The sequence below is a fragment of the Pyxidicoccus caerfyrddinensis genome, assembly GCF_010894405.1.
Lineage (GTDB): Bacteria > Myxococcota > Myxococcia > Myxococcales > Myxococcaceae > Myxococcus > Myxococcus caerfyrddinensis.
Map to the genome: position 1 here is coordinate 113,319 of NZ_JAAIYA010000021.1, position 21,169 is coordinate 134,487.

Genomic DNA, 21,169 nt, shown 5'->3' on the forward strand with positions numbered 1-21,169 from the left:
GAACCAGCTGAATCCTGGAGTTTTGGCGCTTCCTGGAAGCCCCTTTGTTCCCGGGCTCGGGACCCGGGCGTCCCAGCGGCGGACAATCCCCGTCAGAAGCCCGCGCGCGCTCCCGTCCGCGTCGCGGCCCTCCATGCACCCGACTCCGACCCACACGCTCCCTTCCGACGCGGACGCCGCCGCCCGCGTGCCGGTGCCCGCCCCCTTCGCGCGCCTGCGCCGCTTCCCGCTGGATGGGGCGCTGCTGCTGTTCGACCGCGACAGCGGGACGAACGTGCGCTGCGAGGGCCCGGAGACGGCGCACCTGCGCCAGCGCGCCCCGAGGGTGGTGCAGTTCGGCATCACCAACCGCTGCAACCTGGCGTGCACCTTCTGCTCGCGTGACACGGAGGCGCGCAGCGAGTGGACGGCGGACAGCGCCTTCGACGTGCTGTCCGGGCTGGCCGCCGCGGGCGTGCTGGAGGTGGCCTTCGGCGGCGGCGAGCCCTGGGCCTTCCCCCGCTTCGAGGAGCTGGTGTGCCGGCTGCACGGCGAGACACCGCTCGCGGTGAGCTTCACCACCAACGGGCTGGCACTGACGCCCCGGCGCCTCGCGGCGGTGCGCGGGCGGTACGGCCAGTGCCGTGTGTCCCTCTACGACGACAACGCGTGGCGAGACACGGTGGCGCGGCTGGCGGACGCGGGCGCGCGCTTCGGCGTCAACTACCTGGTGACGCCGGAGCGGCTGCCCTCGCTGGAGACGGTGGTGCTGGAGCTGGTGGCCCTGGGCTGCCGGGACGTGCTGCTGCTCAGCTACAACGGCGCGGACCGCGCGCTGCACCTATCCCCGGACGAGGCGCGAGGGCTGGCGCGGCGCGTGGCGCTGCTCGGCCGGGCGCTGGGCAGCCGGTGCACGCTGAAGCTGGACGTGTGCTGGGGCGAGCGCATGGAGGGCGTGCCGCGCCTCTTCGACCGCGCGGACTGCGGTGCAGGGCGCGAGTTCCTCGTGCTCACGAGCGACAGGAAGGTGATGCCGTGCAGCTTCCACCACGTCGCCATTCCGGCGGCGTCGGCGGACGAGGTCATGGCGGTATGGCGTGGGCGGCGCGAGGCGCTGGCGTCCGCGTCGCGGCTGCCGGGGTGCGCGCGCACGCCCGGCTTCGGGCTGGAGTCCCCGGCCTCGGGAGGTGCGGCATGAAGGTGCAGGTCTGGAATGCGTTCGCGAGCAACAACAGCGGCAGCTACACGCTGGTGGGCCGCTTCCCTGAAAAGACGCTCGCCGCCGACGTCGCCGCGGAGCTGGCCCGGGTGGCCGCCGAGCACACCACGTGGATGGAGGAGCGCCGGGAGAAGGGCTGGGATGACGCGCCGCCGTCGCCGCTGGAGGTCTTCATGCAGCGCCACGGCCTGGGTGCGCCGGGCGGCTTCGGGCCGGAGAGCGACTGGCCCCAGTACAGCGAGGACAACACGCCCGTGGTGTGGGCCCAGGGGTATCAGGTGCTCATCCACCACGGCTACACGACGACCCTGCCGCCCGCGCTCGGCGAGTTCTTCTACAAGCGCGGCGGGCGCGTGGAGACGGAGCTGGAGCACTCGCACCACCCCGTCGTGGGCGTGTTCAACTTCTGGGTGGACTACCGGGGTCGCGCGGGCCAGGACATCCCGGCGAGGGCCCTGCGGCTGCTGAATGCCCTGTACGCGGAGGACGGCCCGCTGACGCAGCTCACCGCCCCGGAGCCGCTGCCCGCCTGGCGTACGGGCGGGCGCCCCGATGATGGCGACCTCACCGTGGGCGCCGTGTTCGACGACCTGGCCCAGGGCTTCGCCGCGGTGGGCCGTCTCGCCCGGGAGCATGGCTTCGAGGTCCGGGTGACCATCTTCGAGACGTGGGACGAGACGCGGGACGCGCTCGACTTCCTGAGGCCGTGCCAGCCGCCCCGGCTGTCGCCGTAGCCTCCATTCCCAGACACGCCTTCGTGCAATTCCAATCAGACCCCCGCCCGCCCGGTGGCGCCCCGGCTGGGAGAGCGGGGCTCCCGCATGTCATCCTTGGCAAAAGGCATCAGCGGACTGACCGGTTGGAGGACCATGTCTCGTGTGCGACTTCCCGCCGCGGCGGGCTCCTTCTATCCCGCCAGTCCCTCTGCCCTGGCCACCGCGGTGGACGGGTGGCTCGAGCAGGCCACCGTCGATGCCCCGGAGCGGCCCTCGGCGCTCGTCGTTCCCCATGCGGGCTATGTGTACTCGGGCCCGGTGGCGGCGACGGCCTATGCCACGCTGCGCGCGTATCAGGGCCGGGTGCCGCGCGTGCTGCTGCTGGGGCCATGTCACTTCGTCCCGCTGAGGGGGCTCGCGTATCCGGACGTGGACGTGCTGTGTACACCGCTGGGCGAAGTGCCGGTGGATGAAGACCTGCGGCGGCGCGCGGCGGCGCTCCGGCAGGTGACGGCTTCCACGGAGGCCCATGAGGCGGAGCACTCGCTGGAGGTGCAGCTGCCCTTCCTGCAGCGCGTGCTGGGGCGCTTCCGGGTGCTTCCCCTGGTGGTGGGCACCGCACGGGGCGAGGAGGTGCAGGAGGTACTCGACGCGCTCTGGGACTCCGACGTGTTGCCTGTCGTCAGCTCGGACCTGTCGCACTACCTGCCCTACAAGGACGCTCGGAAGGCGGACCGCGAGACGGCCGAGCGGGTGCTCACGCTCGACGGGCCGCTGGACGCGGGGAGCGCCTGCGGCGCGGCGGCCATCAGCGGGCTGATGCTGGCGGCGCGCAAGCGCGGCCTCCGCCCGAGGCTGCTGGACCTGCGCAGCTCCGGCGACACGGCCGGCGGACAGGACGAGGTGGTGGGCTACGGCGCGTTCGCGTTCTATCCGCCCGGAGAAAGCGTCTCCGGCACGCTGTCCTGAGCCATCCGGGAGATGTGCACACCCGGGCACTCCGCCACGCAAAGTCGTTGCGAGCCGGGTGCATCCCTCGCATGACGAGGGCGCCCACGCTGGCGGCTCCTGCCGCCGGTGATGAAAGGACGCCCTGCTTGCTCCGCCGCGCGACGCTGCCCGCCCTGCTCCTCACCGCCCTGCTTCCTGGCGCCGCCCTCACACAGGCACAACAGCCCGCGGCCCCGCCCTCGCGCGAGCCGCCACCCGCCTCGCGCCTGCGCACCGAGCCGCTGAAGCCCACGCCCATCCACGTGAAGCTGGACGCCCTGCCGAAGCCCTTCGCCACGCAGAGCGCGAGCAAGAGCCCCGACGTCGTCCCCGTGCCCGAGGGCGCCACGCTGCGCGTCCCCGAAGGCTTCTCCGTCAACCTCTACGCGGACGGCCTCCAGCAGCCGCGGTGGATGACGCTCACTCCCGAAGGCGACGTGCTCGTGGTGGAGAGCCGCGCCAACCGCATCCACCGCCTGCGCGATGCGGACGGTGACGGCGTCGCAGAGTCGCGAGAAGTCTTCGCCGACACGTCCAACGCGCTCAACCTCCCCTTCGGCATGTCCTTCAGCACCACGCACTTCTTCGTGGGCAACACCAACGGCGTGCGCCGCTACCCGTACCAGCGCGGCCAGGGCCGGCTCACCGGCAAGGGCGAGGAAGTCACGAAGCTGCCGGGGCTCGGCTACAACCAGCACTGGACCCGCAACGTGCGCGTGGCACCGGACGGCAAGCGCCTCTTCGTCACCGTGGGCAGCGAGAGCAACGTCAACGTCGAGGAGTCCCCGCGCGCCTCGGTGCTCGTCATGGGGCTGGACGGCTCCGGGCGGCAGGTCTTCGCCAGCGGCCTGCGCAACCCGGTGGGCCTGGACTTCCACCCGCGCACCGGCGAGCCCTACGCCGCCATCAACGAGCGCGACGGCCTCGGTGACGACCTGGTGCCGGACTACTTCACCCGCGTGCAGCAGGGCGCCTTCTACGGCTGGCCCTACGCGTACCTGTCGCCGAAGAACCTGGACCCGCGCCGCCTGAAGAACGGCAAGAGCGAGGCGCCCGAGCTCGCCGCGAAGACGGTGACGCCGGACGTGCTCTTCACCTCGCACTCGGCGGCGCTGGGCGTCACCTTCTACCGGGGCTCGGCCTTCCCCGAGCGCTACCGCACCGGCGCCTTCGTCGCCTTCCGCGGGAGCTGGAACCGCTCCGAGGGCACCGGCTACAAAATCGTCTTCGTCCCGTTCGACGCGCAGGGCCGGCCGACGGGCGGCTACGAGGACTTCCTCACCGGCTTCCTCTCGGACCCGAAGGGGCCCACCACGTGGGGCCGGCCCGTGGGACTGCTGGAGCTGCCGGACGGGAGCCTGCTGCTGACGGAGGACGGCAACGGGCGCATCTACCGCGTGCGCCACGGCGCGAAGTAGCCCGCGTGCCTCAGCTGTCCCAGGCCAGCGTGTACTCGCTGTCGAGCAGCGACGTCTGCCACCCGCGCACCTGGATGTCCTGCGCGCCCACGGCCTGCAGGGCGCCCTCGAGCATGCCCTCGTTGTAGGCGACGGGGGTGAAGATGCGCCGCATGTGGATGCGGCCGGCGCGCGGGCCGGTCCACTCCACCTGCAGCTCGCCGAAGTTGATGGCCATGCGGTAGGCCTCGGGCAGCATCTCCACGAGGCGCTTCGGCTCTCCGCCCACCTGCTGCCGCACCTCGGCGCCGAACATGGAGTTGATGAAGGCCAGCGTGCCCTGCACGCCAATCTGCCGCATCGCCTCCTCGAAGCCGCCGAGCTGCGGTGCCAGGTGCCGCGCCGCCGCGAAGAACAGGCGCATGAAGGGTGGCACCGGGTACAGCTCGGTGGGGTCCAGGTCCGCCGGGAAGCCACCGCCCTCGACGATGCGCGCCACCGCCTGCTCGCCGCCGAGGAACCGGACGGTGTCGAGCACCGCCGCGAAGTGCATGCCGCGAATGCCCTCCGTGGGCTCCACGAGGGCCAGCCGTGCGCTCAGCTCGCGCTCCACATCCTCAGGCGTTTCCCACCGTCCGCGCTCCATGGTCGTCAGCCCCCGGTGCGATTTCCGGGTGGGGAATCTGGCACGCCTTCCCGGCCCGTGCGAACTCCTGGCGGCCCCAGGCCCGGCAGGTCTGCTCCCCCGAGCCCGATGCAGCACGTCTGCTGCGTCAGGGCGCGGCCTGGACGACGGCTTCCGATTCCTCACGCCGCAGCCGCGCGTCGAGCACGAAGGTGCCGAAGGGGACCAGCGACGAGACGAAGGCCCCCACCACGCGCACGAGCGACCAGCGGTACGCGATGGCCACCTCCATGAGCGCGAAGAGGAACAGCACGAAGAGCAGCCCGTGCGCCAGGCCCACCACCCGCACCGCCAGCGGCAGGCCCGCGAGGTACTTCAGCGGCATCGCGACGAAGAGGAGGAGGATGAACGACAGGCCCTCCAACAGGGCCACCGCGCGGAAACGTCCAAGGGCTGTCTTGAGCATGGGGCTCTCCGCACCCTGCTTCTCACCCCTGGCGTCCCAGGTCCATGCGTCAGGGTGACGCACCCTCCGAGTCGAATGCGCTTCAGCCGCGCGTGCGGGCTCACGGTATGCTGCGACACACGCGGCGAGTGAAGCCCGCGACTCCATGCAGCGAGGGGGAGCACCATGGCGGACAACGACAAGCTGTCGGGGACCATCCAGATTGCGCGCGCGGACCGGAAGGGCGCGAAGCTCGTGCTGGAGCGGCCGGTGGGGACGCTCAACACCGTCGCCATGCGGCTGGTGGTGAGCGGCAAGGTGGCGGGCCAGGCGCGCCGGCAGTTCCACAACGCCCTCTTCACCGGCCCGGAAACCGTCACGCTGCCCGATGACTTCCTGCCCGGCGCGGCCCAGGGCTGGGTGCAGGCCACCTTCGCCGTCGCGGACGTGACGGGGGCCGGCGCCACCTTCGTGCAGAAGGGCACCCTCGTGCTTCCCAACGGGCAGAAGGAGCTGCTCTGGGACGAGTTCAACCTGCCCGCGGGCGCGCAGGCGGACTACATCAACCTGGTCTGGACGGTGACGGAATGAGGGCAGCCCTCGCAGTCGTGTTGCTCCTGTGCGGCGCGGCGGCCCGTGCGCAGGGCTCGCCCGACGCGGGCACGGCCGAGTTGGACTTCCCCAGCTTCCTGCGCGGAGGCTCCGAGGCCGCCGCGGGCCTGGACATCGCCACCGCGGGCGAAATCGTCCACCCGTCCAACCCCGCCGCGCTGGTGGCCAGCCTGCGCAACGCCGGGGCGGTGCTGAAGGGCGGGCAGACGTCCTTCGTGCTGCAGTTCAATCCCTACCTCCTCACGAAGGGCTACGAGCAGCTCTACCCGGAGGCGCGCGCGGCGCGGAAGCAGCGCCTCAACCGCTACCTGCAGGACAGCGCCGTCACCCTCGCGCTCGCCGACGACACACCCTACGAGGGGCTCACCTTCGACAAGGGCCGCTTCGCCACGGTGATGGCGGGCGCGTCCGTGGACGTCTTCGGGGAGCGGAGCATCTACGGCGACGCGTACAGCACCTGCCTCGACAACGTGCTCGTGGACCCGAGCCTCTACGAGCTCCCCGGTCCGCCGCTGCGCGACGACTTCGCCAGCGACGCCGAGTTCCAGAAGGCGGTGGCCGACCACCCCGCGGCCCTGGAGCGCGCGCGGCAGGACGGCATCCAGAAGATGCGCCTGGGACTCACCTCCTGCGCGCGGCAGGTGCGCGCGTCGTCGAGCGCGCTGTTCGTGTCGGTGGGCGGGCGGTGGGTGACACCGGGCCTCAAGTCGCAGGAGGGTGACGGCGTCGCCATCCAGCGCGGCTTCGGCGCGGCCACGCTGGAGCTGCTGTCCAGCGGCGATGCGAGCGTGGAGGCGACGCTCCAATTGCGCGCGCTCTACGAGCGGCAGAGCCCGGGCGTGCCGATGAGCAAGTGGCTGGACGTGGGCTTCTCGGTGGGCATCGCCTCGCCGCGCTTCCTGCTGCGGCTGGAGGCGACGCAGTCGTTCGCGAAGCTGGAGGACACGGACACGAAGCGGGCCAGCGTCGTAGGCTCCACGCGCATCGTGCTGGCGGACAACTGGACGGTGGGCATTGGCGTGCAGGGCACGGGGGAGGACATGAGCGATGCCATTGGCCAGATTCACCCGAGCCTCACCGTCAACTTCGGGGACTTGCCGAAGCTGCTCCAGCCGCTGCCGAAGCCGCCGGGGTGACCCGTCCGCTCGCCGCGCGGACGGCCGGGCCGGCGCGGCGCAGTGGAGTCGCGTGCGTTAGCGATTGTCCTTCGAGGTCCCGCCGAGGGGCCGGGGGGAGGACATCGCCATGAGCACCGCGTTTCCCGCTCGCTGGTGGCACAAGCTGGAGGACGGGCGTGTGCAGTGCGACTTGTGCCCGCGCGACTGCAAGCTGAACGAGGGGCAGCGCGGCTTCTGCTTCGTGCGCCAGCGCGTGGGCGAGGGGATGGTGCTGGACACGTATGGACGCTCGTCGGGCTTCTGCGTGGACCCGATTGAGAAGAAGCCGCTGAACCACTTCCACCCGGGGAGCAGCGTGCTGTCTTTCGGCACGGCTGGCTGCAACCTGGGCTGCCGCTTCTGCCAGAACTGGGACATCTCCAAGTCGCGCGAGCAGGACACGCTGGCGGACGAGGCCTCGCCGGAAGCGATTGCGAAGTACGCGGCGCGGCTGGGCTGCCGGAGCGTGGCCTTCACGTACAACGACCCGGTCATCTTCGCCGAGTACGCCATGGACGTGGCGGATGCATGCCATGCGCTCGGGGTGGAGACGGTGGCCGTCACGGCGGGCTACATCCACGCGGAGCCGCGGCGGGAGTTCTACGCGAAGATGGACGCGGCGAACGTGGACCTGAAGGCCTTCACGGAGGACTTCTACCGGCGCGTCACCTTCGCGCACCTGCAGCCGGTGCTGGAGACGCTGGAGTACCTGAAGCACGAGACGCGCGTCTGGTTCGAGGTGACGACGCTGCTGATTCCGGGGCAGAACGACTCGGAGGCGGAGGTGACGCGGCTGTCGGAGTGGATGCTGGAGCACCTGGGCCCGGACGTGCCGCTGCACTTCACGGCGTTCCATCCGGACTTCAAGATGCTCGACGTGCCGCCCACGCCGCCGGAGACGCTGAGCCGCTCGCGGAGGATTGCGCGGCGCACGGGACTGCACCACGTGTACACGGGCAACGTGCACGATACCGAGGGCGACACCACGCTGTGCGCCGGGTGCGGCACGGCGCTCATCGTCCGGGATTGGTACCGGTTGCTGTCCTATCGCGTGACGCCGGAGGGACGGTGTCCGGACTGTGGAGCGGAGGTGCCCGGAAGGTTCGACGCGGCACCGGGAGCGTTCGGGGCACGGCGGGTTCCGGTGCGGATTGGCACAGGCGTGCCGCGATAGACGCACTCTCTGCCCTGCATTAGCGTCCGCGGGCAGAGATGCTTCGACTCGGAGCCAGATTGCAGGTCCCTGCACTGCTCCATCTGCCGGAGTTGATGAAGTGCGGCACTCTGTACGCGTGTCTGGCACTCCTGGCTCTCAGCCTGGCGTGCACGGGGACTCGGCGCTCCTATTCGAAGGCGGAGCTGCCCTGGCTGGAGGACAACGACGCGCTCATCGTAGCGCCTGGACCATGGCCGGAAATCCCTTCCGTTGTCGCGGACACGGCCAGCATTCCGGACGACCTGGTGCTGCCCACCCTTACCGCCCTGATGGAGCTGCCGAGTGCCGCGGATGCGTGTGACCCGAGTACCGGCAGGCCCCGGCCCGATGCTTCCGAATACTGTGTCGCAATCTATCGGACGCCAGAGGACTGGCGCGTGTCATGGCCGATTCGGAACGTGATGAGGTCATCCAGCGCGTGCTCTCCCCCGCTGGGAGGAGTCGATGATGCGGACTTCGGGAGGGACCTTCCCGTCTTCGGCTATGCCCACAACCATCCCTGTGCATCCAGCGTCAGCAGCAAGGACCTCGCGGTCTGGCCCCTGGTGAAATCCGATGAAGGGGTATGGGTCATCGTCGCGTATGGGACCAGCCCGAGTGGAAAGCTCGCCCGCGACTCCCGAGGGCGAGTCATTCCAGCCTGGGGATGGCTCGCCACGGGGCACCGAAACGCGCCGCTGTTCTACAAGTGGAATCAAGCGGGCGAGGTATTCAGATGGGATGGAGACAGGAAGCATTGGCAGTTCCAGATGACCTGTCGCCCCCGTCCGCCCAGTCCTTTCAGGCCACAGGGCGGCCCTCCAGATTGCGCTCCAGCCCTCGTCCCGTAGAAGGCCTCAAGGTGCCGCATGTCGAGACCTGAATCCCTGCTCCTGCTCATCTCCCTCCTCATGGGCGGAGCCACTGTTCCGCCTCAGGTGCCTGCCGCGAAGCCAGATGCGGGGTTCATCGCCCCGGGCCCTGATGCGGGTACCGTTGTTACGAGTTCGGATGCAGGGGCAGCCCCGGCACAGGCCAGCACATCGGCGAAGTCCATCCCATGGCCCGAAGAAGAGTTGGCTCCCCTGGCCACGCTGGAAGGGCCCGCCATCCTCGCTGCCCACGCGGCCCTTGAGCAGGTCATGAAGCGCTTTCCCAAGGAAAGCACGCGACAGTGCGCCTTCTCGCCCAAGTCCCTGGAGCTCATCATCGGCTATCAGGCGGGGTGGTACTTCATCCGAGTGAATCACCGCGTCGACCAATGTCCGGGCTGGGGACCCGGTGTCACCCTGGAGTTCGATTGGTTCGAGCTGTACGCCTACTCTCCAGATGGCCGCCTGGAGCGCTATCCGTACATGCCCTGAATCGCGTCACCCCCGAGGCAGCGTGACACCGTGCCGCGCGAGGTCCTCCGGCGTGTTCACATTCACGAGGGAGCGCAGCTTCGGGTCCACCATGCGCAGTGCATCCTCGGGCAACAGCCGCGCGCGGGCACGGGACAGGAGCTGGCGCAGCGACGGGTCCTCCTCCAACGACGCACCCCACCCCGCCGCGAGCGCCGTCCGGTAGGCCGCGAGCAACGGCTCCAGCCGGCCCGCGACCTCGAAGCACACCGCGTCCACCGCCTCATCCCGTGCGCCCAGCAGCACGCGCAGCGCCTCCGGCGAGACGAAGGGCATGTCACACGCCACCGCCACCACCCACGGCGTACGCGCCGCCATCAGCGCCGCGTGGACTCCTCCCGGCGCGCCCTTGCCCGGCACCGTGTCCGCCACCGTGCGCAGCCCGAAGTGCGCATAGGGCTCCGGCACGTTCGCCACCAGCAGCACGTCCCCGAAGCGCGGCGCCTGCGACAGCAGCCGCTCCAGCACCGTGCGGCCCGCTACCGCCAGCAGCCCCTTTGGCACGCCGGACAGGCGGCGGCCCTGGCCTCCCGCGATGATGGCCAGCGTCACGTCGGGGAACTCAGGTCCGGCTGCATCCATCGCGCGCTCCTGTTCCTGACGTGAGCAGCGTACCCCGCTTCCGTGCACTCCTGCCGCCGTGAGCCCGGGCACACGCTCCTGTGCTAGGGGGTGCACACCTCCACCCATGTACCGGGGCGTTCCGACGGGCACGTGGGTTGCCGAGACACGGTCCACCATGCCCAACGCGCCCACGCGCCACCCTTCGCCTCGTCCCTCGGCCGCCCGCGTTGGCTTCATCGCCCTCCTCGTCGGCCTGCTGCTTCCTCCCCTGGCGGGATTCGTGCTCGACATCCTCTTTGGGGCCTCGCCGGCAGGCTGGGTCCAGATTTCCATGGCCTATCTGGGCTTCTTCCTCGGCCTGTTCACCGGGCCCATTGCGGGCGCCGGGGCCCTGCTCTTCATGGGGCTTCGCGCCCTGCTCCGTGGAGAGCACAGGAACACCTGACGGCCTGTCGCCCCCTCGCGAGGTCAGCAGCCGGACGGACGGAGGGGCCCCGTGGACAACGGCCAGGGCCCACGGCGTAGGCTGCGCGGCCACGCATGCCGCTCACGCCCCTCTCCACCGCCAGGCAAGCCGCGCTCGACGCCGTTGCTCCGGCGGCACCGGAGCGCGTGTCGCTGCTCGAGGCTCACGGCCGCTTCCTCGCGACCGCCGTCACCGCGGCGCGCTCGCTGCCCGGCTGCGACAACTCCGCCATGGACGGGTGGGCCGTGCGCGCCGAGGAGACCCGGGGCGCCAACCGAGACCGTCCCGCGCGCCTGCGCATCGTCGACGCCATCTACGCCGGCGCCCTGCCCTCGCGCCCGCTCCAGCCCGGCGAGGCCGCGCGCATCTTCACCGGCGCCCCGCTCCCCTCCAGTGCCGACGCCGTCATCCGCCAGGAGGCCGCGCGCGCCAGTGACGACGGGCTCCACGTGGACGTCTTCATCACCGTCCCGCCCGGTAACGACATCCGTCGCACGGGAGAAGAGGTGGTCGCCGGCACGCCCCTCTTCGCCCCCGGGCAGCGCGTGGGTGCCGCGGTGCTCGGCGTGCTCGCGTCCATGGGAGAGACGGCCGCCTGGGTGCGTCCCTCGCCGCGCGTGGCGGTGCTCGCGACAGGAGACGAGCTCGTCTCGCCCGGCACGCCCGCGCTGCCCCACCAGGTCTACGAGAGCAACCTCATCCTCGTGGCCGCGCTCGCCCGGGAGGCCGGCGCCGACGTGCGCCACCTCGACCGCGCGCGCGACGACGAGGGCGCCTTGCGCGACGCCATCTCACGCCTCGCGCCCCAGGTGGACGTGCTCATCACCACCGGCGGCGCCTCCGTGGGCGACAAGGACCACGTGAAGCGAGTGCTGACCGCGCTCGGTGCGCGCTTCCATGTGGACGGCGTGGCCCTCAAGCCCGGCAAGCCCGTGGCCGTGGCGCGCCTCGGTGACACCGCCGTCGTCGTGCTGCCCGGCAATCCTGGCGCGGCCACCGTCGCCTTCGACCAGTTCGCGCGCCCGCTGCTCCTCAAGCGCCAGGGCGTCCTCGAGACACGCCGCCGCGTCCGCGCCCGCCTCTCCGAGCCGCGCCACAAGCAGGCCGGGCTCACGTACCTCATCACCGCCGCGCTGGAGCACTCCGGCGACGGCGAGCCCCTCGCGCGCCTCCGTCCCCAGGGCGCCGGACAGATTCTGCAGAACGTCCACGGCGAGGGCTGGGCCGTCCTCCCCTCCGGCCGCGCCGACTTCGCCGAGGGCGACTCCGTCGACGTGGAGCTGTTCCACGACTCCGCCTACGTCGCGGCGGACACGACTCCCGGGGTGCCGGCATGAGCGCCGTCCCTACCGTCGCGGGCATTGCTGGAAACGACCTGCGTCTCCACCGCGCCGACACCACCAACTCGGGTGCCCTCGCATGAGCCCCGTGCCCGCGCTCAGCATCGTCGGCTGGTCCGGCTCCGGGAAGACGACGCTGCTCACGAAGCTCGTCCCGGAGCTCGCCGCGCGCGGCCTGCGCGTCGCCGTGGTGAAGCACTCCTCGGACGCGCACCCGCTGCACCGCCCGGGCAGCGACACCGCGCGCTTCCAGGAAGCCGGCGCCGTGCTCACCGGCTTCGCCACGCCCTCGGGCGTACAGCTCACCACCAGCGACGCCCCCGCTGACGCACTGCCTCCGCTGTTCCGCCGCTTCTCCGGCGCCGTGGACCTGATCCTCGTGGAGGGCTGGAAGGACGGCCCCCTCCCAAAGCTGGAGCTCTGGCGCGAGGGCCTCGGTCCGCCGCTCGCCCCGTCGCGCCCGGAAACCCTCGCCCTCCTCACGGAGTCCTCCACCCGGCCCACGGGCGTCTCCCCGGAGCTGCGCCTCCTCCATCCCGACGACGTGCGCGCCGTGGCCGACCTCCTCCTGATGCACCTGCGCCCGGGCCGGCGCGGGCCGCTGCCTCCCGCGGACTCGCGCGGCGTGACACGGCGCCTCGTGCAGCGCTGGGACGGTGCCGCCCTCTCCCGCCCCGAAGAGGACGACGTCGCCGTGGAGGAGCCGCTGGAGATTCGCGTCAGCGGAGACTCCGTCGCCATCACCATGCGCACCCCCGGCCACGACCGCGAGCTGGCCACCGGCTTCCTCTTCTCCGAGGGCATCCTCCAGAGCGTGGACGACCTGGGCACCCTCGCCCACTGCGGCCGGCCCGGCGAGGAAGGCTGGGGCAACGTGCTCGACGTGACGCCCGCCTCCGGCGCCGTGCTCGACGTGGAGCGTGTGCGTGCCGCGCGCAGGGGCACCCTCACCACCTCCGCATGTGGGGTCTGCGGCCGCCGCAGCGTGGAGGACCTGCTCGCCGTCTGCCCGCCCGTGCCGCCCGGCCCCCAGCTCCCGCCCGAGGCCGTGGCCCGCGCCACCGAGTGCCTGCGCGACGTGCAGCGCATCTTCGCCCGCACTGGTGGGGTCCACGCCGCCGCCGCGCTCGACGCCGACGGCCATGTCCTCGCCGCCTATGAGGACGTCGGCCGCCACAACGCCGTGGACAAGGTGGTGGGCGCCCTCGTCCTCGCCGGGGCCGTACACAACGTGCGAGTCCCTCGCACCCCACTGACACGTCAACCGGCAGTCCTCGCCGTCAGCGGACGCGTCAGCTTCGAAATCATCCAGAAAGCAGCGGTGGCTCACATCCCCGTGGTCGCAGGAGTTTCTGCAGCGAGCTCCCTGGCGATTGAACTGGCCCTGCGTTCTGGAATGACGCTGGCGACGTTCGTCCGGGACGGGCGCTTCAACATCTACACCGCCCCCGAGCGCCTCCGCCTTCCGTAACCCCGCGAATCTCCGTCGGCCCCAATCATGACGCCCCGCGTTCCAAGCCTCCGCGAGATCCAAGGTCAGACCGGCACCGTAGATGCACTCTCGCGGCGCGGCGCCACGAATGATTCGGGGAGGCGTGCGCGTCAGGGAAGCGAATTCATGGGGCTCAATCGACCCGGGACCAAGGTCGGGACGATCCCAAGAATTCACCTCCTGTCACGTCTTACTTGCAGAGCGACGGTTGCAACGCGTCGCAGTATCGATGATAAGTAGTTCTTTCCGACTTGAAGATTTTTAGCCTCAACGGCATCCTCTGCCTGAACTGAACAAAAGCATGCACTCAGCGCAGAGGGGGGTGGAGACGATGAGCAGCGCAACGGCAAGTGCGGCGGTCGGGGCTCCTGGAACGGCGTCCTCCCAGGGCGAGGGTCTGGCGGAGGTCCAGGCGCCAAAGCTGGCGCCGGGGTTCGCGGCGAAGCTGAACCTCACGGTGGACCTGGTGTTGATGACGGCGGTGCTGGTGGTCGCCTCGTGGCTGGGCGGCATGCTCACCCCGGAGTCCGGCTGGGTGGTCACCGGGCTGGTGGCGGCGTCGCTGGTGACGTGGATCATCACCGGCACCGCGCTGTGCCTGTACGACTCGCGCTTCGCCGAGCGCAGCAAGCTGGACCACGTGGCGCTCGTGTCCGTCACGACGCTGGCGGTGGTGACGGTGCTGGCGCTGGTGGGCGTGGCGCTGCCGGACCGCGTGACGATGACGGGCGTGGCGCCGCTGCTGGTCGTCTTCTGGCCGGTGGCCCTGCTGCTCCGCCTGTTCGTCTTCCGTCCGGTGGCCGCGCAGGAGCGCCCCATGGACTCGGTGCTCATCGTGGGCACCGGCGCCATGGGCCGCTACACGGGCGAGGACCTGGTGAGCCGCGGCCGCCGTCAGGTGCTGGGCTACGTGCGCTTCCCGGAGGACACGGGCTCGGGCGAGCTGCCCGCGCGCATCATGGGCTCCGTGGAGGACCTGGAGCGCATCCTCCGCAACACGGCGGTGGACGAGGTCTACATCGCGGGCAACACGCTGAAGCAGGGCGAGTCCATGCAGGCGGCCATCAAGCTGGCCGAGCGCTTCGGCGTGCCCTTCGCGCTGCCGGCGCACAGCTTCCGCCTGGACCGCGCCCGCCCCATCGAGCGCCGCGCGGTGTCCGACGGCTTCCTGCACTTCGCCGCGGTGAGCCCCAAGCCGCACCAGATGGCCATGAAGCGCCTGTTCGACATCTGCGTGTCGGCCGTCGCGCTGTGGATGCTGCTGCCGCTGCTCGCCGCCGTCGCGGCCGTGGTGAAGCTCACCTCCAAGGGCCCCATCTTCTTCAAGCAGCTGCGCGTGGGTCAGAACGGCAAGCCGTTCTACATGCTGAAGTTCCGCTCCATGGTGGTGAACGCCGAGGAGCTGAAGGAGAAGCTGGCGGCGATGAACGAGCAGACGGGCCCGGTCTTCAAGATGAAGAACGACCCGCGCATCACCGGCATCGGCCGGTTCATCCGCAAGTTCTCCATCGACGAGCTGCCCCAGTTCATCAACGTGCTGCGCGGCGAGATGAGCATCGTCGGCCCGCGCCCGCCGGTGCCCAGCGAAGTCGCCAAGTACGAGACGTGGCAGCGCCGCCGCCTGTCCGTGCGCCCGGGCCTCACCTGCATCTGGCAGGTCTCCGGCCGCAACCAGATTTCCTTCGAGGAGTGGATGTACCTGGACATGCAGTACATCGACCACTGGAGCCTCACCAGTGACTTGACGCTGCTGTTGCAGACCGTGCCGGTGGTGCTCACCGGCCGAGGGGCCAGCTAGCACTCCAGGCGCGGGGCCCACCAGGCTTCCAGGCAGCCAGTCTCACGCGGGGGCGGCATTGACGTGCCGCCCCCGCTCGTCTTCTATGCACCCGGGCATGACCGGCCAGGGCCGGGGGGGCCCGCTTCCACCGTGAACAGTCCCAGCCATTCCATTCCGCAGGACGCCGAGGCACGCGACTCCGCGTCCTCGCACGAGGCAATGGGCGCGGTCCGCAACGGGCTGCAGCTCGGCGGCTCGCTGCTGGTGACGTACGTCATCGCCATGGGCGTGCGCTTCCTGCTGCCCAAGCAGATGGGCGTGGAGCGCTTCGGCAGCTTCAACTGGGCCGACAGCTTCTCCGCCGTCTTCTTCGTGGCCACGCACCTCGGCCTGGAGATGTACATCCGCAAGGAGGTCACCCGCCGGCCGGAGCACGCCAGCGACTTCTTCGGCGCCACGTTGCTCATCCGCATGGCGCTCACCGCGGTGCTGATGGGTGCGCTGGCGTACGTGATGGCGCACGACAGCCACTCGCCCGAGGTGCGGCAGCTCGTCTACGTCTCCGCGGTGGCGCAGTCGCTCATCATGGTCAACGCGACCATGGCCGCGCTGCTGCACGCCAAGGGCAAGGTGGCGGGGCTGTCCATCTCCAACGTCGTCACCAAGCTGGTGTGGGGCGGCGGCCTGTTCCTGGCCGTCGTGCTGAAGGCGTCGCTGCCGTGGTTCGCGGTGTCGCTGGTGGCGTCGGAGGCCGTGAAGCTGGGCGTGGGCTGGTACCTGGCGAAGCAGCACATGGGGCTCACCTTCAAGGTGGACCTGCCCGCCACGTGGAGGGTGCTGCGCAAGAGCCTGCCCTTCTTCATCACCGGCGCGGCGCTGGCGACCAACGGGCGCCTGGACGTGATGATTCTGGGCCTGAAGGCCTCCCACGAAGAGGTGGGCTACTACGGCGCCGCGTGGAACATCGCGGGCCTCACCTTCTTCCTCAACCCCGTCTTCACCTGGGTGCTGATGCCGCTGGCGTCGCGCGCGGCCGAGCGCTCCGAGGCGGAGCTCACCCGGCTCATCCGCCGCGCGCTGGAGGGCACCCTCGTCATCACCGTGCCCCTGATGATGCTCATCGTCCTGGGCGCGCCGCTGTGGGTGGGCCTGCTGGGCGGCAAGTTCGGCCCGTCCGCCATGGCGTTGCGGCTGATGTCGCCGCTGTTCGTGCTCGCCTTCGTGACGATGAACGCGGGCATGTGGCTCACCATGACGAACCGCGAGTGGTGGGTGACCATCACCAACGTCACCGGCAGCCTGCTCATCATCCCCGCGCTCAACCTGGTGCTGATACCGGTGATGCACTCGGCGCTGGGCGCCGGCGGCGGCGCCGCGGGGACCGCGCTGGCGATTCTGCTGATGGAGGTGCTCGTCACCATCAGCCTGATGGGCCGCATGAAGAGCGCGGCCTTCGACGCCCGCCTGCTCGCCATGATTGGGAAGACGGCGGCGGTGTGCATCGCCATCGCCGTGCTGGACCAGACCGTCTTCGTCCCGCTGAATCCGTGGGTGCGGTTGGGAATCGAGGCGGTGCTCTACGTGGTTGGCGTGCTCGCCACCGGCGCGGTGCGCCCCGCCGATGTCATGGAGGTGGTGCGCGTGGCGCGCCGCCGTGGCAACCCCGCGCCGGAGGCGGAAGCGGTCCCCACCGTGTCCATCTCACCGGCCCCCTAGAGGAAACCTTCGCCGCATATGCCGTCCGCGCTCCGCAAGTCCCCGTCCTCCTCGCGCCTCCCGCTTCGCGCGCTCGCCTGCGCCGCGCTGCTGCTCGTGGCCGCCGGCTGTAGCGGGCTGGGCAAGTACACCTGGGTGGACGAGTACCAGGAGAAGCCGCCCCCGCCGGACGCGAGCTACCGCATCGCCGCCGGCGACCTGCTCAACATCCGCGTGTGGAACCAGGAGGCGCTCACCACGCAGGCCCGCGTGCGTGACGACGGGCGCATCAGCCTGCTCTTCCTGGACGACGTGGAGGCGGCCGGGCACTCCCCCGCCATGCTGTCGCAGCAGATCAGCACGCGGCTGAAGGACTACATCAACCACCCCGTCGTCACGGTGGCGCTGGAGCAGGCGCGCCCCATCAAGGTGACGATGGTGGGGGAAATCAACAACGTCGGCCCGCTGGAAATCGAGACGGGCGCAAGCCTCCTTCAGGCGCTGGCCGGCGCGGGCGGCTTCACCGAGTACGCCCACAAGGACCGCGTCTTCGTCATGCGGCAGGAGGACGGCGTCCCGGTGCGCATCCGCTTCCGCTACGAGGACCTCATCCGCGCCGAGGGCAAGGCCCCGTCCTTCCGCCTGCACCCCGGCGACGTCGTCGTGGTGGAGTAGCCCGTGCTGGGGGCCGCCCTCACCGCCGCGCTGCTCGAGGTGTCCGCCGCCTCCGTCACCTACGACGTGGCGGCGCGGGTCGACTCGCGCGTGCGCTCCAACGAGGACCCGGCCGAGGACGCCCCCAGCATCGCCGGGGACACGGACATCACCCCCACCCTGGGCCTGGCGCTGCGCGACGGCAACACGGCCCTGATGCTGGACTACGCCCCGCGCATCAGTCTGCGTGAAATCACCGCGCAGCCGCGCACCGAAATCCAGCACATCGGCCGGCTCGCGGCGGACTGGCGCCCGGAGCGCGGCCTGTCCCTGCGCCTGAGCCAGGACCTGGTGCTGGGCGCCGTCAACCTCTTCACCACGGACGTGCTGCCGCTGCCGGACGGCGACGGCTCGGACCCGGACGGCCCGCTGCGGCCTCCCGAGGGCGGCGGCCCGCTGCAGCCGCTGCCGGAGGCGGACACCGTCTACTTCCTGTCCTCCGCGACGACGCTGACGGCCAACACCAGCTGGCTGGGCCGGGGCTGGCAACTGGGCGGCTCCACCGGCTTCTCCATCAGCGGCGGGCTGGACGGGCCGGCGCGCGAGGCGGTGCCCATGCAGTACGGCCCGCGCTTCGACGTGTCGCTGAGCCACGCGCTGTCCTCGCTGAGCGCCATCACCACGTCCGTCTCGGTGAACCACTCGCGCTTCTCCACCGGCGCCAACAACACGGTGGTGACGCTGACGGAGGGCTGGGGCCGGCGGGTGAGCCGGCGCACGTCCCTGCAGGCGGGCGCGGGCGTCAGCGTGGTGAACTCCCTGGAGGCCCCGACGGACGAGGAGGACCCGCCAGAAGACCCGGTGGGTGGGCCCGCCACGGAGGTGCCCCGCCTGGAGCTGCTCCCCAACCTCACCTTCTCGGTGGGCCACCACATCCCCTCTCGCACGGCGGACTTCAACGGCAGTCTCGGCACGCGCATCACGCCCTTCGTGGACCGCCTGACAGGTAGGGTGTACCCGAGGGCCGACCTCACCCTGACGGGCAGTTGGATGCTGGGGCCGCGCGTGCGGGTGTCCAGCACGGCCGGCACCGCCTTCGCCGTGGGCGGGGCCACCGGGGACCGAATCATCAACGGTGGCGTGTCAGCCTCGTGGTTTCTCACAAGATGGGTGTCTGTGGATGCCGATACGCGGAGTACGTGGAGCCGCTCGCCCGAGCTGCCAGCGGCCCGCCTGAACTGGGCGGCCTCGCTGGGCCTGTCCGTACGGCAAACTGGTATCCTCTGAGGGCTGAGACATGGCGAAGCTCATCCTGATGTCCGTGCTCTTCCTGACCATCACCCTGCCGGCGATTGCGGCGAGGGACCCGCACCCCGTGCGGGGGTTGAAGAAGGCCATCCTGTGGATCGTCCTCTTCAACGCGGCATACACGTACGGCGTCCTTGTCTGGGTGCCGAGGCTCGGGTTCGGCTGAGCGAGTTTCCGAAGAAAGGCTGACGACGGATGGAGCCCCAACTGCAGACCGTTTTCCTGGTGGAGGACGCCCCCTTCTTCCGGAAGATGCTGGGCGACTACCTCCGGGACATGGGTTTCGAAGAGGTGGTGGAGCTGCCCAGCGGACGCGCGGCGCTCAAGCACCTGGAGACCGCTTCGTGCCCGGACCTGGTGTGCCTGGACCTGACGCTGCCGGACATCTCCGGCTACGACCTGTGTGAAGTCATCCGCCGCACCCCGGCGATGAAGGACGTGCCGGTGCTGGTGGTGAGCGCGCGTGACTTGCCCGAGGACAAGGCCCACGCCGAGGAGGCGGGCGCCAACGGCTACCTGGGCAAGCCCTTCACGCAGGAGGAGTTCAGCCGGCGCGTGCAGCAGGTGATGAAGGGCTACGGGCCGAGGAGGAAGTCGTGACGATGTCCGCGCCCGGGCCTTCCGGGCCGCGCCCGCAGCCGCAGCCGGTGCCGCATCCCCACCCGATGTTCGTTCCGGAGCGCCCGGAGACCTACGCGCCCGCGGACCTCATCGACTGGGGAATGCTCATCGACTCGGTGGGCTACCTGAAGAACTCCATCCTGCGGCACTGGTTCCTCGCCCTGGTGGTGACGGCGCTGGTGTCCGCCATGGGCGTGGGCGTGAGCAAGATCATGCCGCGCAAGTACCACGTCGAAACGCGGATGCTGACGCAGCGCAACTTCATCATCGCCTCGCTGGCCAACCCCGGGCGCTCCATCCCCGTGGACGCGGACCAGCCCACGCGCGCCGCGTGGGAGATGATCATGAAGTACGACAGCCTGAAGACCATCGTCCACAACGCGAAGCTCGTGGAGTACTGGGAGCTGATGCGCTCGCCCATCTCCCGGCTGAAGGAGAAGGTGACGAAGAAGCCGCCCGCGCCCATGGAGGACAAGGCCAAGGAAGACGCGCTCATCGCCATGCTGGAGCAGGCGCTGATTGTCGGCGTGGAGGGCGGCAGCGGCACCGTCACCATCGGCGTGGACTGGGCGGACCCGCAGCTCGCGCTGAACATCGTGGAGGCGGCGCAGAAGAACTTCCTCGACATGCGCCAGGCGGCGGAGATGGGCGCGGTGCAGGAGGCCATCACCATCCTGGAGAAGCAGGTGGTGGAGGAAGCGGAGGGGGTGAAGAAGGCCGTCGCGGATTGGGAGGCGACGGTGAAGCGCCTCGAGCTCAAGCGCCGCAAGGAGGAGGAGAAGTCCGGCAAGAAGAGCCTCCCCGCGGCGAACGGCGGGCTCATCAACACGGACCACATGCTGGCGCAGATGCGCTTCATGATTCAGACAAAGCGCCGGGCCATCAGCGACGTGGAGGAGTTCCGCGCGAGGCGGCTGACGGAGCTGCGCAACCAGCTCTCCGAGGCGCGCGTCATGTACTCGCCGCAGCACCCGCAGATTACGGACATCGAGCAGCGCATCGTCGCGCTCACGGAGGACTCGCCTCAGCTGGTGGCGCTGCGCTCGGAGCTGACCGAGCTCATCAACGAGTACATGCGCAACGGCGGCAACCCGGCGGAGCTGGAGTCGGGCCTCTCCATGACGGGGCTGGCCGCGGGGCCGATGGGAGGCCCGTCCATCGGGGACAACCCGGAGGTGTCGGTGGCGACGGACCGCATCCGCATGCTGGTGGCCCGGTACGGGGAGAAGATGCGGCGGCTGGACCAGTCGAGGACGGAGTTGGAGATTTCGCGCGCGTCCATGAAGCACCGCTTCAGCGTGCTGGCGCCGCCCACCTTCCCGGAGAAGCCGTCCAAGCCGAAGGTGCAGCTCATCATCGCCGCGGGCGTGGTGGGCGGGATTGCCTTGGGCATCTTCGCGGCGGTGGCGCTGGACATCATCCGCCGGCGGATTCTGGAGCGGTGGCAGGTAGAGCGTTTGCTGAAGCTGCCGGTGCTCGCGCAGCTGGAGCGGCGCTAGAACGCGCGCTCG

General features: G+C 70.4%; 21 protein-coding genes. 18 read left to right on the forward strand and 3 right to left on the reverse strand.

Annotation, left to right across the window (positions count from 1 at the left end):
• The first annotated feature begins 133 nt into the window (after positions 1 to 133).
• The 4 genes from G4D86_RS37825 to G4D86_RS37840 all read left to right on the forward strand — a co-directional run bounded on the left by G4D86_RS37825 (position 134) and on the right by G4D86_RS37840 (position 4,322).
• A complete protein-coding gene (locus tag G4D86_RS37825; protein ID WP_163999150.1) occupies positions 134 to 1,177 on the forward strand; it encodes a radical SAM protein in 1,044 nt (347 codons plus the stop codon).
• On the forward strand, positions 1,174 to 1,932 hold the full coding sequence (locus tag G4D86_RS37830; protein WP_163999151.1) for a hypothetical protein: 759 nt from the start codon (positions 1,174 to 1,176) through the stop codon (positions 1,930 to 1,932). The genes G4D86_RS37825 and G4D86_RS37830 overlap by 4 nt, the downstream gene beginning before the upstream one ends.
• A gap of 135 nt (positions 1,933 to 2,067) precedes the next feature.
• The gene (gene amrB, locus G4D86_RS37835) at positions 2,068 to 2,883 is read left to right on the forward strand and encodes an AmmeMemoRadiSam system protein B (RefSeq protein WP_163999152.1); all 816 of its coding nucleotides are present in this window, start codon (positions 2,068 to 2,070) and stop codon (positions 2,881 to 2,883) included.
• A gap of 128 nt (positions 2,884 to 3,011) precedes the next feature.
• Positions 3,012 to 4,322, forward strand: coding sequence for a PQQ-dependent sugar dehydrogenase (locus tag G4D86_RS37840; RefSeq protein ID WP_205520089.1), 1,311 nt, complete (start codon positions 3,012 to 3,014; stop codon positions 4,320 to 4,322).
• A gap of 10 nt (positions 4,323 to 4,332) precedes the next feature.
• Here G4D86_RS37840 and G4D86_RS37845 read toward each other — a convergent pair whose 3' ends face one another.
• Together G4D86_RS37845 and G4D86_RS37850 are read right to left on the reverse strand one after the other, a co-directional pair.
• Positions 4,333 to 4,914 carry a DUF2378 family protein gene (locus G4D86_RS37845; protein WP_240360688.1) on the reverse strand — a complete coding sequence of 194 codons (582 nt, stop codon included), beginning with the start codon at positions 4,912 to 4,914 and terminating at the stop codon, positions 4,333 to 4,335.
• A gap of 160 nt (positions 4,915 to 5,074) precedes the next feature.
• Positions 5,075 to 5,392: a DUF3817 domain-containing protein gene (locus G4D86_RS37850; protein WP_163999155.1), complete on the reverse strand. Its 318-nt coding sequence runs from the start codon at positions 5,390 to 5,392 to the stop codon at positions 5,075 to 5,077.
• A 165-nt stretch (positions 5,393 to 5,557) separates the two neighbouring features.
• On the opposite strand from G4D86_RS37850, the gene G4D86_RS37855 reads away from it, so the two are divergent.
• The 4 genes from G4D86_RS37855 (at position 5,558) to G4D86_RS37870 (ending at position 9,699) form a co-directional block, all read left to right on the forward strand.
• Positions 5,558 to 5,962: a hypothetical protein gene (locus G4D86_RS37855; protein WP_163999156.1), complete on the forward strand. Its 405-nt coding sequence runs from the start codon at positions 5,558 to 5,560 to the stop codon at positions 5,960 to 5,962.
• Complete coding sequence (locus tag G4D86_RS37860; protein ID WP_163999157.1) at positions 5,959 to 7,119, forward strand: hypothetical protein; 1,161 nt, start codon at positions 5,959 to 5,961, stop codon at positions 7,117 to 7,119. The genes G4D86_RS37855 and G4D86_RS37860 overlap by 4 nt, the downstream gene beginning before the upstream one ends.
• Before the next feature lie 109 nt (positions 7,120 to 7,228).
• Positions 7,229 to 8,314 (forward strand): AmmeMemoRadiSam system radical SAM enzyme, encoded by a 1,086-nt coding sequence (gene amrS, locus G4D86_RS37865; protein WP_163999158.1) that lies wholly within the window; start codon positions 7,229 to 7,231, stop codon positions 8,312 to 8,314.
• 1,163 nt (positions 8,315 to 9,477) lie between these two features.
• Entirely contained in the window at positions 9,478 to 9,699 is a 222-nt protein-coding gene (locus G4D86_RS37870) for a hypothetical protein (protein ID WP_240360689.1), read from the forward strand.
• A gap of 6 nt (positions 9,700 to 9,705) precedes the next feature.
• Here the strand turns inward: G4D86_RS37870 and mobA are convergent, their stop codons facing one another.
• Complete coding sequence (mobA, locus tag G4D86_RS37875; RefSeq protein ID WP_163999159.1) at positions 9,706 to 10,320, reverse strand: molybdenum cofactor guanylyltransferase; 615 nt, start codon at positions 10,318 to 10,320, stop codon at positions 9,706 to 9,708.
• 157 nt (positions 10,321 to 10,477) lie between these two features.
• On the opposite strand from mobA, the gene G4D86_RS37880 reads away from it, so the two are divergent.
• From G4D86_RS37880 to epsV, 10 genes are all read left to right on the forward strand, one after another.
• Positions 10,478 to 10,747: a hypothetical protein gene (locus tag G4D86_RS37880; RefSeq protein WP_163999160.1), complete on the forward strand. Its 270-nt coding sequence runs from the start codon at positions 10,478 to 10,480 to the stop codon at positions 10,745 to 10,747.
• Between the two features lie 95 nt (positions 10,748 to 10,842).
• Positions 10,843 to 12,105, forward strand: a complete 1,263-nt coding sequence (locus G4D86_RS37885; protein WP_163999161.1) for a molybdopterin molybdotransferase MoeA — start codon at positions 10,843 to 10,845, stop codon at positions 12,103 to 12,105.
• Positions 12,106 to 12,187: 82 nt separating this feature from the next.
• Entirely contained in the window at positions 12,188 to 13,579 is a 1,392-nt protein-coding gene (gene fdhD / locus G4D86_RS37890) for a formate dehydrogenase accessory sulfurtransferase FdhD (protein WP_163999162.1), read from the forward strand.
• A 343-nt stretch (positions 13,580 to 13,922) separates the two neighbouring features.
• Positions 13,923 to 15,398 carry an exopolysaccharide biosynthesis polyisoprenyl-phosphate hexose-1-phosphate transferase EpsZ gene (gene epsZ / locus G4D86_RS37895; protein ID WP_163999230.1) on the forward strand — a complete coding sequence of 492 codons (1,476 nt, stop codon included), beginning with the start codon at positions 13,923 to 13,925 and terminating at the stop codon, positions 15,396 to 15,398.
• 132 nt (positions 15,399 to 15,530) lie between these two features.
• Positions 15,531 to 17,096 (forward strand): exopolysaccharide biosynthesis flippase, encoded by a 1,566-nt coding sequence (gene wzx / locus G4D86_RS37900; RefSeq protein ID WP_163999163.1) that lies wholly within the window; start codon positions 15,531 to 15,533, stop codon positions 17,094 to 17,096.
• 18 nt (positions 17,097 to 17,114) lie between these two features.
• Positions 17,115 to 17,750 (forward strand): exopolysaccharide export protein EpsY, encoded by a 636-nt coding sequence (gene epsY, locus G4D86_RS37905; RefSeq protein ID WP_163999164.1) that lies wholly within the window; start codon positions 17,115 to 17,117, stop codon positions 17,748 to 17,750.
• A gap of 3 nt (positions 17,751 to 17,753) precedes the next feature.
• Positions 17,754 to 19,016: an exopolysaccharide export protein EpsX gene (gene epsX, locus G4D86_RS37910; RefSeq protein WP_163999165.1), complete on the forward strand. Its 1,263-nt coding sequence runs from the start codon at positions 17,754 to 17,756 to the stop codon at positions 19,014 to 19,016.
• A gap of 10 nt (positions 19,017 to 19,026) precedes the next feature.
• The gene (locus tag G4D86_RS52315; RefSeq protein ID WP_205520093.1) at positions 19,027 to 19,203 is read left to right on the forward strand and encodes a hypothetical protein; all 177 of its coding nucleotides are present in this window, start codon (positions 19,027 to 19,029) and stop codon (positions 19,201 to 19,203) included.
• 29 nt (positions 19,204 to 19,232) lie between these two features.
• A complete protein-coding gene (gene epsW / locus G4D86_RS37915) occupies positions 19,233 to 19,637 on the forward strand; it encodes an exopolysaccharide biosynthesis response regulator EpsW (protein WP_163999166.1) in 405 nt (134 codons plus the stop codon).
• Between the two features lie 2 nt (positions 19,638 to 19,639).
• Positions 19,640 to 21,157, forward strand: a complete 1,518-nt coding sequence (epsV, locus tag G4D86_RS37920) for a PCP family exopolysaccharide biosynthesis protein EpsV (RefSeq protein ID WP_163999231.1) — start codon at positions 19,640 to 19,642, stop codon at positions 21,155 to 21,157.
• Positions 21,158 to 21,169: the final 12 nt, after the last annotated feature.

Bases quoted from the DNA above. Each gene is read 5' to 3' on its own strand.
- G4D86_RS37825 (WP_163999150.1), top strand. From the start codon at position 134: ATGCACCCGACTCCGACCCACACGCTCCCTTCCGACGCGGACGCCGCC.
- G4D86_RS37830 (WP_163999151.1), top strand. From the start codon at position 1,174: ATGAAGGTGCAGGTCTGGAATGCGTTCGCGAGCAACAACAGCGGCAGC.
- amrB (WP_163999152.1), top strand. From the start codon at position 2,068: ATGTCTCGTGTGCGACTTCCCGCCGCGGCGGGCTCCTTCTATCCCGCC.
- G4D86_RS37850 (WP_163999155.1), bottom strand. From the start codon at position 5,392: ATGCTCAAGACAGCCCTTGGACGTTTCCGCGCGGTGGCCCTGTTGGAG.
- G4D86_RS37855 (WP_163999156.1), top strand. From the start codon at position 5,558: ATGGCGGACAACGACAAGCTGTCGGGGACCATCCAGATTGCGCGCGCG.
- G4D86_RS37860 (WP_163999157.1), top strand. From the start codon at position 5,959: ATGAGGGCAGCCCTCGCAGTCGTGTTGCTCCTGTGCGGCGCGGCGGCC.
- amrS (WP_163999158.1), top strand. From the start codon at position 7,229: ATGAGCACCGCGTTTCCCGCTCGCTGGTGGCACAAGCTGGAGGACGGG.
- G4D86_RS37870 (WP_240360689.1), top strand. From the start codon at position 9,478: ATGAAGCGCTTTCCCAAGGAAAGCACGCGACAGTGCGCCTTCTCGCCC.
- mobA (WP_163999159.1), bottom strand. From the start codon at position 10,320: ATGGATGCAGCCGGACCTGAGTTCCCCGACGTGACGCTGGCCATCATC.
- G4D86_RS37880 (WP_163999160.1), top strand. From the start codon at position 10,478: ATGCCCAACGCGCCCACGCGCCACCCTTCGCCTCGTCCCTCGGCCGCC.
- G4D86_RS37885 (WP_163999161.1), top strand. From the start codon at position 10,843: ATGCCGCTCACGCCCCTCTCCACCGCCAGGCAAGCCGCGCTCGACGCC.
- fdhD (WP_163999162.1), top strand. From the start codon at position 12,188: ATGAGCCCCGTGCCCGCGCTCAGCATCGTCGGCTGGTCCGGCTCCGGG.
- epsY (WP_163999164.1), top strand. From the start codon at position 17,115: ATGCCGTCCGCGCTCCGCAAGTCCCCGTCCTCCTCGCGCCTCCCGCTT.
- G4D86_RS52315 (WP_205520093.1), top strand. From the start codon at position 19,027: ATGGCGAAGCTCATCCTGATGTCCGTGCTCTTCCTGACCATCACCCTG.
- epsW (WP_163999166.1), top strand. From the start codon at position 19,233: ATGGAGCCCCAACTGCAGACCGTTTTCCTGGTGGAGGACGCCCCCTTC.
- epsV (WP_163999231.1), top strand. From the start codon at position 19,640: ATGTCCGCGCCCGGGCCTTCCGGGCCGCGCCCGCAGCCGCAGCCGGTG.